General features: G+C 68.6%; 12 protein-coding genes. 10 read left to right on the top strand and 2 right to left on the bottom strand.

Annotated features, from left to right (window positions below):
• Together OOT46_RS21035 and OOT46_RS21030 are read right to left on the bottom strand one after the other, a co-directional pair.
• Nucleotides 1-1,317, bottom strand: coding sequence for an FAD-dependent oxidoreductase (locus OOT46_RS21035; protein WP_265405595.1), 1,317 nt, complete (start codon nucleotides 1,315-1,317; stop codon nucleotides 1-3).
• 4 nt (nucleotides 1,318-1,321) lie between these two features.
• Nucleotides 1,322-2,680 (bottom strand): amidase, encoded by a 1,359-nt coding sequence (locus tag OOT46_RS21030; protein ID WP_265405594.1) that lies wholly within the window; start codon nucleotides 2,678-2,680, stop codon nucleotides 1,322-1,324.
• A 291-nt stretch (nucleotides 2,681-2,971) separates the two neighbouring features.
• Between OOT46_RS21030 and rpsB the strand changes: the two genes are divergently transcribed.
• The 10 genes from rpsB to OOT46_RS20980 all read left to right on the top strand — a co-directional run bounded on the left by rpsB (nucleotide 2,972) and on the right by OOT46_RS20980 (nucleotide 13,087).
• A complete protein-coding gene (gene rpsB / locus OOT46_RS21025; protein ID WP_265405593.1) occupies nucleotides 2,972-3,721 on the top strand; it encodes a 30S ribosomal protein S2 in 750 nt (249 codons plus the stop codon).
• 114 nt (nucleotides 3,722-3,835) lie between these two features.
• Entirely contained in the window at nucleotides 3,836-4,714 is an 879-nt protein-coding gene (gene tsf, locus OOT46_RS21020) for a translation elongation factor Ts (protein ID WP_265405592.1), read from the top strand.
• Between the two features lie 65 nt (nucleotides 4,715-4,779).
• Nucleotides 4,780-5,490: a UMP kinase gene (gene pyrH, locus OOT46_RS21015; RefSeq protein WP_265405591.1), complete on the top strand. Its 711-nt coding sequence runs from the start codon at nucleotides 4,780-4,782 to the stop codon at nucleotides 5,488-5,490.
• 13 nt (nucleotides 5,491-5,503) lie between these two features.
• Nucleotides 5,504-6,064, top strand: a complete 561-nt coding sequence (gene frr, locus OOT46_RS21010) for a ribosome recycling factor (protein WP_265405590.1) — start codon at nucleotides 5,504-5,506, stop codon at nucleotides 6,062-6,064.
• A gap of 31 nt (nucleotides 6,065-6,095) precedes the next feature.
• Entirely contained in the window at nucleotides 6,096-6,836 is a 741-nt protein-coding gene (uppS, locus tag OOT46_RS21005; protein ID WP_265405589.1) for a polyprenyl diphosphate synthase, read from the top strand.
• 4 nt (nucleotides 6,837-6,840) lie between these two features.
• On the top strand, nucleotides 6,841-7,677 hold the full coding sequence (locus OOT46_RS21000; protein WP_265405588.1) for a phosphatidate cytidylyltransferase: 837 nt from the start codon (nucleotides 6,841-6,843) through the stop codon (nucleotides 7,675-7,677).
• Entirely contained in the window at nucleotides 7,677-8,879 is a 1,203-nt protein-coding gene (gene ispC / locus OOT46_RS20995) for a 1-deoxy-D-xylulose-5-phosphate reductoisomerase (RefSeq protein WP_265405587.1), read from the top strand. The genes OOT46_RS21000 and ispC overlap by 1 nt, the downstream gene beginning before the upstream one ends.
• Nucleotides 8,876-10,243: an RIP metalloprotease RseP gene (gene rseP, locus OOT46_RS20990; RefSeq protein WP_265405586.1), complete on the top strand. Its 1,368-nt coding sequence runs from the start codon at nucleotides 8,876-8,878 to the stop codon at nucleotides 10,241-10,243. Before ispC ends, rseP begins: the two co-directional genes overlap by 4 nt.
• Before the next feature lie 64 nt (nucleotides 10,244-10,307).
• The gene (bamA, locus tag OOT46_RS20985) at nucleotides 10,308-12,572 is read left to right on the top strand and encodes an outer membrane protein assembly factor BamA (protein ID WP_265405657.1); all 2,265 of its coding nucleotides are present in this window, start codon (nucleotides 10,308-10,310) and stop codon (nucleotides 12,570-12,572) included.
• Nucleotides 12,572-13,087, top strand: coding sequence for an OmpH family outer membrane protein (locus OOT46_RS20980; protein ID WP_265405585.1), 516 nt, complete (start codon nucleotides 12,572-12,574; stop codon nucleotides 13,085-13,087). The genes bamA and OOT46_RS20980 overlap by 1 nt, the downstream gene beginning before the upstream one ends.
• Nucleotides 13,088-13,089: the final 2 nt, after the last annotated feature.

Genomic DNA, 13,089 nt, shown 5'->3' with positions numbered 1-13,089 from the left:
TTAGCGCTCCTGCAGCCGCGCCGGCTCGAACGGCCCGAGCGCGAGGTCCGGGCTGCGACCCGAGATCCGGTCCGCCAGCAGGCGGGCGGCGCCGCAGGCCAGGGCCCAGCCCTGGGTGCCGTGGCCCAGGTTGAGCCAGATGCCGGGGACCACGCTGGCGCCCAGCACCGGCAAGCCGTCGGGCAAGGTGGGGCTGGCGCCTTTCCAGGCCTGCGCGTGGTTGCGGTGCGTGTGGGCAGCCCCCGGGAACCAGCGGTCCAGCGCCTCGTAGAGCGGGCGCAGCAGGGCTTCGTGGTGCTGGTGCGGCGCGGTGCCGATCTCGATGCCGCCGCTCACCCGCACACGATGGCCCAGGCGCGCGATGCCGATGCCGGCTTGCGCGTCGGTGACGGCCGAGCGCGGGCCGCGGTCATAGTCGCGCAGGGTCGCGGTGATGGTGTAGCCGTAGATGGGCAGCAGCGGCAGCCGCAGCCCCAGCTGGCGCAGCAGGGGGGCGGCCTGTGCGCCGGCGCACAGCATCACGGCGTCGAAGTGTTCCTCCATGCCGCTGTTGCCGCTGTCGGCTGCCAGCTCCTGGCGGCTTTGCAGGAAGGCGGTCGTCTCGGCCAGCTCGATGCTGCGCAAGGCGGGGGAGGGGCCGGACGTGATCCCGGTGACCTCGGTGCAGAAACGGAACTCCACGCCGGCGCGCTCGCCCGCTTCCTTGAGCAGGTGGGCGAACTGGCGGCAGTTGCCGACCTCGTCCTGCGGGAAGTGCAGGCCACCGGCCAGGGCCGTGCCGCCCTGCAGGCCCGGCTCCAGCGCGCGGCAGGCGGCGGCGTCGAGCAGGCGGGCCTCGACGCCGCGGGCCTTCAGGTCGACGAGGCCCTGCCGGGCCTCGTCCAGCTGTTTGGCGCTGCACAGCAGCACCAGGTGGCCGTCGGCGCGCTCGTACTCCAGGCGGTGCGCTGCGACCAGCTTGAGCAGTTGCAGCCGGCCGTAGCGGGCCAGCTCGCCCAGGCTTTTCTGTGCGGTGGCGCGGCGTGGCGCGGCGGCCTGGCGCGCCTGCCACAGCCAGCGCCAGGCCGCGGCGTCCCAGCCGGGACGCAGGTGGGCCTGGGGATGCAGGCCCCAGCGGCCGCGTTCCGCGAGTGGCGGCGTGGCGTCGAAGCTGCCGGGCCCGGCGCCGCTCGGCGCGATCAGCCCGAGGTGGGCGAAGCTGGCCTCGGCGGCGACGCTGCCGCGGCGCTCGAAGACGGTGACCCGGTGGCCCTGGGCAGCCAGCGCATGGGCGGCAGTGACGCCGGCGATGCCCGCCCCGATGATGGCGATGTGCATGTCCTCAGCGCCCCCGCAGCGTCAGTTGCGCTTCGATGGCCAGCGAGACGTCGAGCACGCGGTCGTCGGCCAGCGGCCCGGCCCAGACCATCAGGCCGACCGGCAGCTGCCCGGGGTCGTGGCAGGGCAAGGACAGCGCGCAGCCGTCCAGCATGTTGACGACCGAGGTGTTGCGCAGCAGCAGGGCGTTGACACGGAAAAACTCGGCGTCGTCCTGCGCGATCGAGGCAATGGCCGGCGCCGTGATGGGCACGGTGGGCGAGAGCACCGCGTCGAAGCCGGCCAGGGCCGACTCCATGCGGGCGATCCAGGCCGCACGGGCCTGCTGCAACTCGATGTACTCGGCCGCTGTCATGGCCGCGCCGCGGCGGATGCGCTGTGCGACGCGCGGATCGTAGCGCTCACCGTCGCGCTCCAGCAGGCGGCGGTGCCAGGCCCAGCTCTCGGCGGCGGAGAAACCCCCGGTGGCCTGGATCCGGCTCAGCTCGCCGATCTCGGCGAGTTCGATCTCCTCGATGCGGGCGCCGCCGCGTCGCAGCGTCGCGAGTGCCGTCTCGAAGGCCGCGGCGACCGTCTGGTCCAACTCGTCCTGCATCGTCTGCCGTACCACCGCGAGCCGCCAGGCGCCCAAGGGGCGGCGGCTCAGCGCCACCTCGCGCGCGGCCAGCACCTCGTGCAGCAGGACCGCGTCGCGCACCGAGCGGGTGAGGGCGCAGGCGGTGTCCAGCGTCGTGGACAGCGGCACTGCGCCGGTCAGCGGCGTCAGTCGGGCGGTGTTCTTGAAGCCGACCAGGCCCTGCAGGGCGGCCGGGATACGGATCGATCCCCCGGTGTCCGAGCCGAGTGCCGCCCAGGCCGCGCCGGCCGCGACCGAGACTGCCGCGCCGGAACTCGATCCGCCGGGAATGCGCGCGCCCTCGGGATCGACGCGCCGGGTGCCGGCGTTGGCCGGCGTGCCGTGGTGCGGATTCCAGCCGACCCCCGAGAAGGCAAACTCGGTCATGTTGGTGTGGCCCACCAGGGCCGCGCCCGCTCGACGCAGGCGTGCCACGGCGAGGGCATCGGCGCGGGCCGGCGGCGTGCCGGCCAGCACCACCGAGCCCGCCGTCGTCGGCTGGCCGGCGACATCGAACAAGTCCTTGATGCTGACGGCCAGGCCCGCCAGCGGCGGCAGCGGGGCGCCCGCTGCCAGCGCGCGGTCGGCTGCCTCGGCGGCCGCCGAGGCTTGCGCGTCGAAGCGGCGCAGGAAAACATGGCGGCAGGCCTCGGAACCCGCGGCAGCGCGGGCCGCGGCCAGCAGGTCGGCGGCGCGCTCGCGGCGCTCGTTCACGGCGCTGCGTGCCGAAATCAGGTCGATGTACATGGAGCTGTTATACTCTTCGGGTTTACCTGGGCGGGCCCCTTCGACGCCCCGCCGTTCAGAGCCACCAGGGCCTTGATGCCGGATGCTTTTGCAACACTGTTGCAGTCGTCAAGCGGGATCGAGGCTGCAGCTTCCCGGAAGCTGCCCGGCTGATGGAACCTGACTCGATTGGATCCGATAGAACGGAGCCCAGGCAGACAAATCGCAAACCCGGCGGTTTGAAGGTGTTGCAACCGGTTAGTGATGGTTGCAATGTGCGCCGGATTTTAGACCCAACCTTTGGAGCAAGACATGCCCGTGACCATGCGCGAAATGCTGGAAGCCGGTGTCCACTTCGGACACCAGACCCGCTTCTGGAACCCCAAGATGGCCCCCTACATCTTCGGCCATCGCAACAAGATCCACATCATCAACCTCGAGAAGACCCTGCCTCTTTTCGAGGAAGCGATGAAGTTCGTGCGTCAGCTCTCCGCCAAGCGCGGCACCATCCTGATGGTGGGCACCAAGCGCCAGGCGCGCGAGTTCGTCGCCACCGAGGCGCAGCGCGCCGGCATGCCCTATGTCGACCAGCGTTGGCTGGGCGGCATGCTGACCAACTTCAAGACGGTCAAGACCTCGCTGAAGAAGCTGAAGGACATGCAAGCCCAGGTCGAGACCGGCCTGGAGTCGATGAACAAGAAGGAAGGCCTGCTGTTCCAGCGCGAGATCGCCAAGCTGGAAAAGGACATCGGCGGCATCCAGGACATGAACGCGCTGCCTGACGCGCTGTTCGTCATCGACGTCGGCTACCACAAGATCGCCGTCGCCGAAGCCAAGAAGCTGGGCATCCCGGTGATCGGCGTGGTCGACAGCAACCACTCCCCGGCCGAGATCGACTACGTCATCCCCGGCAACGACGATTCCTCCAAGGCCGTGGCGCTCTACGCCCGTGCGGTCGCCGATGCGGTGTTGGAAGGCAAGGCCAACGCCGTGAACGAGGTCGTGCAGGCCGCCGGTGCCGGTGGTGACGACGAGTTCGTGGAAGTCAACGAAGCCGCCTGACGCACTCCCCGCAGTGCTGAAAACGGGGCTGCTACAGCCCCTTTTTTTCAGCAGCGTCTGATTCTGATGCCGGGCCCGCGGGCCCGGAGCATGCAAGAGAACTGGAGATAGGAAATGCCCGCAATTACCGCAAGCATGGTCGCCGAACTGCGCGCCAAGACCGACGCGCCGATGATGGAGTGCAAGAAGGCCCTGACCGAAGCCGACGGCGACCTGAATCGCGCCGAGGAGATCCTGCGTGTCAAGCTCGGCAACAAGGCCAGCAAGGCCGCCTCGCGTGTGACCGCCGAGGGCATCGTGGCCGCCTACATCGAAGGCAACACCGGCGCCCTGCTGGAGCTGAACTGCGAGACCGATTTCGTCACCAAGAACGACGACTTCCTGGCCTTCGGCAAGACCCTCGCGGAAGTCATCGCCAAACAAGGCCCGGCCGATGTGGCGGCCCTGTCGGCGCTGGACGTCGGCGGCCAGACCGTCGAGCAGATCCGCTCCGGCCTGATCGGCAAGATCGGCGAGAACATGACGATCCGCCGCTTCAAGCGTTTCAGCGGCGACAGCAAGCTGGTCAGCTACCTGCATGGCACCCGCATCGGCGTGGTGGTCGAGTACACCGGGGACGACGTGGCCGCCAAGGACGTCGCGATGCACATCGCCGCGATGAAGCCGGTGTCGCTGTCGGCCGACCAGGTGCCCGCCGAGCTGATCGCCAAGGAGCGTTCGGTGGCCGAGCAGAAGGCGGCCGAGAGCGGCAAGCCGGCCGACATCGTTGCCAAGATGGTCGAGGGCTCGGTGCAGAAGTACCTGAAGGAAGTGTCACTGCTGAACCAGCCCTTCGTGAAGAACGACAAGCAGACCGTCGAGCAGATGCTCAAGGCCGCCAACACCACCGTCAAGGGCTTCACCCTCTACGTGGTCGGCGAAGGCATCGAGAAGAAACAGGACGACTTCGCTGCCGAAGTGGCAGCCCAGGTCGCCGCTGCCAAGGGCCAGTAAGAAGAACCGCCCCGCCATCCCCTACACTTCGCACCCGAGACCTGCCGTACTCCAGGAGGAACTGAATGCCGGCCTACAAGCGCATCCTGCTCAAGCTTTCCGGTGAGGCCCTGATGGGCGACGATGCCTACGGCATCAACCGGGCCACCATCGTCCGCATGGTGCGCGAGATCCAGGAGGTGACGGCCTTGGGTTGTGAAGTGGCGGTCGTGATCGGCGGTGGCAACATCTTCCGCGGCGTCGCCGGCGGCTCGGTCGGGATGGACCGAGCCACGGCCGACTACATGGGCATGCTGGCGACCGTGATGAACGCGCTGGCGCTGGCCGACACGATGCGCCAGGAAGGCATGGTCGCCCGCGTGATGTCCGCCATCGGCATCGAGCAGGTGGTCGAGCCCTATGTGCGTCCGAAGGCGCTGCAATACCTGGAAGAGGGCAAGGTCGTGATCTTCGCGGCCGGCACCGGCAACCCCTTCTTCACCACCGACACCGCGGCGGCGCTGCGCGGTGCCGAGATCGGCGCGGCCATCATGCTCAAGGCCACCAAGGTCGACGGTGTCTACTCCGCCGACCCGAAAAAGGATCCGAGCGCCACCCGCTACACGAAGATCAGCTTCGACGAGGCCATCATCAAGAACCTGCAGGTCCTCGATGCGACCGCGTTCGCGTTGTGCCGCGACCAGAAGCTGCCGATCAAGGTGTTCAGCATCTTCAAGCCGGGCGCCCTCAAGCAGGTCGTGCTCGGCGAAGACGAGGGCACCCTCGTCCACGTGTGAGGAGTACGAACTCATGAGCATTGCAGACATCAAGAAAACGACCGAGCAGAAGATGCAGAAATCGGTCGAAGCCTACAAGCACGAGCTGACCAAGATCCGCACCGGCCGTGCCCACCCCGGCCTGCTCGACCAGGTCCAGGTCGAGTACTACGGCTCCATGGTCGCGATCAGCCAGGTGGCCAACGTCACGCTGCTCGATGCTCGCACCATCAGCGTGCAGCCCTGGGAAAAGGGCATGGGCGCCAAGATCGAGAAGGCCATCCGCGAGTCGGACCTGGGCCTGAACCCCGCCTCGCAAGGCGACCTGATCCGCGTGCCGATGCCGCCGCTGACCGAGGAGCGCCGCCGCGACCTGACCAAGGTCGTCAAGCACGCCGGCGAGGATGCCAAGGTGGCGGTACGCAACCTGCGCCGCGATGCCAACGAGCAGGCCAAGAAGCTGCTCAAGGACAAGCTGATCACCGAGGACGACGAGCGTCGCTCCCAGGACGAGATCCAGAAGCTCACCGACCGCACCATCGCCGAGATCGACAAGCTGATCGCCGGCAAGGAAGCCGAGATCCTTGCGGTCTGAGGCCGACAGGCGTCAAGGACGGGGCCCCCAGATGGCGTTGCCAGACCAGACCGCCGTGCCCCGCCACGTCGCCATCGTGATGGATGGCAACGGGCGCTGGGCCAACAAGCGTTTCATGCCGCGCGCTTTCGGGCATGAGCAGGGCGTCGATGCGCTGGTGCGCACGGTCAAGGCCTGCGTGCTGCGCGGTGTCGAATATCTCACCGTGTTCGCGTTCTCGTCGGAGAACTGGCGGCGCCCGGCCGACGAGGTCTCCGGCCTGATGAGCCTGGTGCTGGTGGCCGTCGCCAAGCACGTCGAGCGGCTGGCGGAGGAGGGTGTGCGCATCCGCATCGTCGGCGACCGCAGTGCGGTGTCCGAGAAGGTGCGAGCCTCCTGGGATCGCGCCGAGGCTGCCACGCGGCACAACAACCGCCTGGTCCTGTCGGTGGCCTTCAACTACGGCGGCCGCTGGGACATCGTGCAGGCCTGCCAGCGCGCCGTCGCCGATGGTCTGACCGGCGCCGAGCTCACCGAGGCGGCGCTGTCGCGCTACATGGCGTTGAGCTACGCACCCGACCCCGACCTGTTCATCCGCACCGGCGGCGAACTGCGCATCAGCAACTTCCTGCTGTGGCAGACGGCATACTCGGAGCTTTATTTCACCGACTGCTTGTGGCCCGAGTTCGGTGAAGCCGAACTCGACGCCGCGATGGCCGCCTTCGCCCGGCGCGAGCGCCGTTTCGGCGGCGTCCAGGCGGCGGCCCCGGCACTCGACCCTCAAGGAGTCTGAGTCCATGCTGAGGCAACGTGTCATCACGGCGCTGCTGTTGCTGGCGGTGCTGCTGCCGGCCCTGCTGGTGCCCAAGGTCTGGCCTTTTGCGCTGCTCAGCATCGGTGTGGTGGCCGCGGCCGGCTGGGAATGGGGCCGGCTCAACGGCGCCGGCGAGGCCGGCTCGGTGCTGCTGGGCACCGTGGTGGGCGGGCTGTGCGCCGCCACCTGGGGGCTGGAGCTGTCGCTGCTGGAACAGCCCTGGCTGTGGTGGGCCGCCACCGCGGCCTGGGTGCTGGGCGGGGCGCTGGTGCTCAGGCGCGGTCCGCCCTGGTGGCCGGCGGTGCCCGTCGCGCTGCGCCTGGGGCTGGGTGTGGTGATGCTGTGGCTGACCTGGGTCGCGCTGACGCGCGCCAAGGCCTCCGGCGTCGCCTACCTCCTGTCCGTGTTCTGCCTGGTGTGGGCGGCCGACATCGCCGCCTATTTCGGCGGCCGTGCCTTCGGGCGCCGCAAGCTGGCTCCGGCGATCAGCCCCGGCAAGAGCTGGGAAGGTGTCTGGAGCGGCATGGTCGGCGTGCTGGTGCTGGCGGTGGCCTGGGTGCTGGTCGACCGCGCCGGCACGCTCGGCTCGCCCAGCATCTACACCGGGCTGCAGGCTCGTTTCGGGTGGGTCGGCCTGCTGGTGGTCTGCGTTTTCCTCGCCGCGATGAGTGTCGTCGGCGACCTGTTCGAGTCGCTCGTCAAGCGCAGCGTCGGCGCCAAGGACAGCAGCCAGCTGCTGCCCGGCCACGGTGGCGTGCTCGACCGCATCGACGCGCTGCTGCCGGTTTTCCCCATCGCCCTCACGCTGAGCCTGCTGTGATGCCTCCTGCCACATCGTCGATGCAGCAGGTGTGCATCCTGGGCTCGACCGGCTCGGTCGGCACCAGCACCCTGGACGTCATCGCCCGCCATCCCGACCGCTACCGGGTGTTCGCGCTGACGGCCCACCAGCGTGTCGACGAGTTGCTGGCCCAATGTCTGCAGTGGCGCCCCGCCTACGCCGTGATGTCGGATGCGGCTGCCGCCGGCCGGCTGCGCGAGCGCCTGCGCGCCGAGGACTGCACCACCGAGGTGCTGGCCGGACCGAGCGGGCTGGTCGAGATCGCCGCGCATCCCGAGGTGGACTGCGTGATGGCCGCCATCGTCGGCGCCGCGGGCCTGGCGCCCTGTCTGGCCGCCGCACGCGCCGGCAAGCGCCTGCTGCTGGCCAACAAGGAAGCCCTGGTGGTCGGCGGAGCCCTGTTCATGCAGGCCGTGCAGCAGGGTGGGGCGCAGCTGCTGCCGATCGACAGCGAGCACTCGGCCATCTTCCAGTGCCTGCCGCTCGACCGCGCAAGCTGGCCCGCCCACATCGCCCGCATCGTGCTGACCGCGTCCGGCGGCCCCTTCCGCCAGCGCGACCCGGCCACCTTGCGCGACGTGACGCCGGCGCAGGCCTGCGCCCATCCCAACTGGGTGATGGGCCGCAAGATCTCGGTCGATTCGGCGACCATGATGAACAAGGCCCTCGAGGTGATCGAGGCGCGCTGGCTGTTCCAGCTCGCTCCCGAGCAGATCGAGGTCGTGGTCCACCCGCAGAGCATCATCCACTCGATGGTGGTGTGTCGCGACACCTCGGTGCTGGCCCAGCTCGGCACGCCGGACATGCGGGTGCCGATCGCCTGCGGCCTGTCCTGGCCCGAGCGCATCGAGTCCGGCGCGGCGCCGCTGGACTTTCTCAAGCTGTCCGCATTGACCTTCGAGGCGCCCGACGCCACCCGTTTCCCCGGGCTGCAGCTCGCCTGGGAGACCTTGAAGGCCGCGCCGGGCAGCACCGCGGTGCTCAATGCGGCCAACGAGGAGGCGGTGGCCGCCTTCCTGGCCGGAACCATCCGCTTCGACCAGATTCACACGGTCAACGCGGGCACGCTCGAGGACTTCGTGCCGCCCGCCGGGGCCACCGGCTCGCTCGACGGGCTGCTGGAGCTGGACGCCGCCGCCCGCCGGCGTGCGCAGAACTGGGTGAAAAGGTTGAGGGCATGATCACGCTGCTTGCTTTCCTCGTCACGCTGGCGATCCTGATCGTCGTGCACGAGTGGGGCCACTACCGCATGGCGAAGGCCTGCGGCGTCAAGGTGCTGCGCTTCTCCGTGGGCTTCGGCAAGGTGCTGTGGCGTCGCCAGCGCAGCCCGGACAGCACCGAGTTTGTCGTCTCGGCCCTGCCGTTCGGCGGTTACGTGCGCATGCTCGACGAACGTGAAGGCCCGGTCGCGCCCGGCGAGGTGCAGCGCGCCTTCAACCGCCAGCCGCTGCGCTCGCGCGCGCTGATCGTCGCCGCGGGCCCGGCCGCGAACCTGATCCTCGCCATCGTGCTGTATGCCGCCGCCGGCTGGGTTGGCACCGACGAGCCCAAGGCGCTGCTGGGGGCGCCCCAGCGGGGCAGCATGGCCGAGCAGGCCGGCCTGCGCGCCGGTGACTGGATCCAGTCGGTGCGGCAGGACGGCGACGACACCCAAGCCGTGCGCTCCTTCAACGACCTGCGCTGGGTGCTGATCGATGCGATGGTCGACCGGCGCGACCTGACGCTCGAAGTGACCGATGCGCGCGGCAGCCATGCCCGCTGGGTGGAGCTGCCCCTGAGCCGGCTGGGTTCCGAGGACGTCGATGCAGAGCTGCTGCAGAAGGTCGGCATCGGCGCGCCCTACAGCGAACCGGTGATGGGCGAGATTGTCCCGACCGGCCCGGCCGCGCAGGCGGGCCTGCGCCCCGGCGACCGCGTGCTCAAGGTCGACGGTGAGGTCATCGAGGAGGGCGCGCGGCTGCGCGAACGCATCCGCGCGGCGCTGCGCGACGGCAGGCCACAGCCCATGCTCTGGCAGATCGAGCGCGACGGGCAGCGGCTGGAGCTCCAGGTGACGCCGAAGATCGACAGCGTCGAAGGCCGCAGCGTCGCACGCATCGAGGCCTATGTCGGGCGCCCGCCCGAGATGGTGAAGGTGTCCTACGGCGTGCTCGACGGCCTGGCCTACGGCTGGCAGCGCACCTGGGAGGTTTCGGCGCTGAGCTTGAAGATGATGGGCAAGATGCTGATCGGCGAGGCCTCGCTGAAAAATCTCAGCGGCCCGCTGACCATCGCCGACTATGCCGGCCAGTCGGCCCGCCTCGGGCTGGCCTACTATCTCGGTTTCCTCGCGCTGGTGAGCGTGAGCCTGGGTGTCCTGAACCTGCTGCCGCTGCCGGTCCTCGATGGCGGGCACCTGATGTATTATCTTTTCGAAGGGGTGACAGGGCGGCCGATCTCCGACGCGTGGCTGGATCGGCTACAGCGCGCAGGCGTGGCCATCATGCTCTTGATGACCTCACTCGCCCTCTACAACGACGTGGCCCGGCTCCTGGGTCTGCACTGACCTCATGCTGCTTTCCTCCCGCTCGCGCTCACGCGTGCCTTCCTGCTTTCGCAACCCCTCGTTGATGGCGGCCGCCGTCGTCGCGGCGCTCCATTCCGGTTGGGCCTGGGCCGTCGAGCCCTTCACGCTCAGCGACATCCGGGTCGAGGGCCTGCAGCGCACCGAGGCCGGCACCGTGTTCGGCTCGCTGCCCTTCCGCATCGGCGACACCTACAACGACGAGAAGGGCGCTGCTGCGCTGCGCTCGCTGTTCTCCACCGGCCTGTTCTCCGACGTCCGCATCGAGGTCGAGGGCAAGGTGGTGGTGGTGGTCGTGCAGGAGCGGCCCATCATCTCCAATGTCGAGTTCGTCGGCACCAAGGAGTTCGACAACGAGGTGTTGACCAAGGCGCTGCGCGACGTCGGCATCGCCGACGGCCGGCCCTTCGACAAGGCGCTGATCGACCGTGCCGAGCAGGAGCTCAAGCGCCAGTACCTGGCCAAGAGCCTTTATGGCGCCGAGGTCATCACTACCATCACGCCGCAGGAGCGCAACCGCGTCAACGTGACCTTCACGGTCACCGAGGGCGGCGTCGCGAAGATCCGCGAGATCCGCATCACCGGCAACAAGGCCTTCTCGGAGGGCGAGCTCAAGGACTTGTTCTCGCTCACCAGCGGCGGCTGGCTGACCTGGTACACCAAGAGCGACCGCTATTCGCGTGCCAAGCTCAACGCCGACCTGGAGCAGCTGCGCTCCTTCTACCTGAACCGCGGCTATCTCGAGTTCGCCGTCGAGTCGACCCAGGTCGCGATCTCGCCCGACAAGCAGGACATCACGATCACGATCAACGTGCGTGAGGGCCAGCCCTATGTCGTGACCGGCGTGAAGCTGGAAGGCGAGTACTTCGGCAAGGAAGACGAGTTCAAGTCCCTGGTCACCATCGAGCCCGGCAAGGCCTACCGCGCCGAAGACGTGGCCGAGACGGTGCGCGCCTTCACCGAGCGTTTCGGTGCCTTCGGCTATGCCTTCGCGCGGGTCGAACCGCGCACCGACATCGACCGTGCCAACGGCCGCGTCGCCGTGGCACTCCAGGCGGAGCCGCAGCGCCGCGTCTACGTGCGCCACATCAACGTGGCCGGCAACACCCGCACCCGCGACGAGGTGGTGCGGCGCGAGTTCCGCCAGTTCGAGTCGTCCTGGTACGACGGCGAGAAGATCCGCCTGTCGCGCGACCGGGTCGACCGCCTGGGCTACTTCAACGAGGTCAACGTCGAGACCAACGAAGTGCCGGCCACCACCGACCAGGTCGACCTGACCCTCAACGTGGTCGAGAAGCCGACCGGCAACCTGCTGCTCGGTGCGGGCTTCTCCAGCGCCGAGAAGCTGACGCTGACCGCCTCGATCAAGCAGGACAACATCTTCGGCTCGGGCAACTACCTGGGCGTCGAGTTCAACACCAGCCGCTACAACCGCACCCTGGTGGTCAGCACGGTCGATCCGTATTTCACGATCGACGGCGTCTCGCGCTCGCTGGACTTCTACTACCGCACCACCCAGCCGCTGTCCAGCCAGGGCAGCGACTACAAGCTGGTGACCCCGGGCGCCTCGGTGCGCTTCGGCGTGCCCTTCAGCGAGTACGACACGGTCTACTTCGGCATCGGCGCGGAGAGCACCGAGATCCGCGGCGATTCGGGCTCCATGCCGATCAGCTATTCCGAGTACCGTCGCCAGTTCGGCGCCAAGAGCGTCGGCGTGCCCCTGACCCTGGGCTGGACGCGCGACGACCGCGACAGCGCTTTGGTGCCGACGCGAGGGCGCTACCAGCGGGTCAATGCCGAGATGAGCCTGGTGGGCGACTCGCGCTATCTGCGCACCAACTACCAGTTCCAGCAGTACCTCCCGGTGGCGCGCGGCTTCACGCTCGCCTTCAACGCCGAACTGGGCTGGGGCAAGGGCTTGTCGGGTCGACCCTACCCGATCTTCAAGAATTTCTACAGCGGCGGCCTGGGCACGGTGCGCGGCTTCGAGCAGGGCTCGCTGGGCCCGGTGGACGCGACCGGCGCCTACCTGGGCGGCCCCAAGCGCGTGAACTTGAATACCGAGTTCTACGTGCCTTTCCCTGGTTCGGGCAGCGACCGCACCTTGCGCCTGTTCACCTATGTTGACGTTGGCAACGTCTTCGGCGAGGACGACAAGATCCGCGCCGGCGACCTGCGCGCCTCGGCCGGCCTGGGCTTCAGCTGGGTCTCGCCGGTGGGGCCGCTCAAGCTGGCCTACGGCGTGCCGCTGCGCAAACAGCCAGGGGATAGAATCGAGCGACTGCAATTTCAGATTGGGACTGCGTTCTGATGAAGAAGAATTTTTTGACGGCCCTGCTTTCCGCGGGCCTGATGGCGTTGGCGGTGCAGGGAGCGCAGGCGCAGGATCTCAAGATCGGCTACGTCAACAGCGACCGCGTGCTGCGCGACGCGACGCCGGCCAAGGCCGCCCAGGCGCGTCTGGAGCAGGAGTTCTCGCGCCGCGAGAAGGAGCTGGCCGACATGGCCGCCAAGCTCAAGGCCGCCGGCGACAAGCTGGAAAAAGAGGCGCCGACGCTGGCCGAGTCCGAACGTTCGCGCCGCCAGCGCGAGCTGGTCGAGCAGGAACGCGACTTCCAGCGCCGCCGCCGCGAGTTCCAGGAAGACCTGAACCAGCGCAAGAACGAGGAGCTGTCCTCGGTGGTCGACCGCGCCAACCGCGTCATCAAGCAGATCTTCGAGCAGGAGAAGTACGACCTGATCCTGCAGGAAGCGGTGTTCGCCGGCCCCAAGGTGGATATCACCGACAAGGTCATCAAGGCGCTCAACGCCAACGGTGGCAAGTGACC

The sequence above is a fragment of the Aquabacterium sp. A7-Y genome (assembly GCF_026153205.1).
In the GTDB taxonomy this organism is placed as follows: Bacteria; Pseudomonadota; Gammaproteobacteria; order Burkholderiales; family Burkholderiaceae_C; genus Caldimonas.
This window is presented reverse-complemented; position numbering and strand designations above follow the sequence as displayed.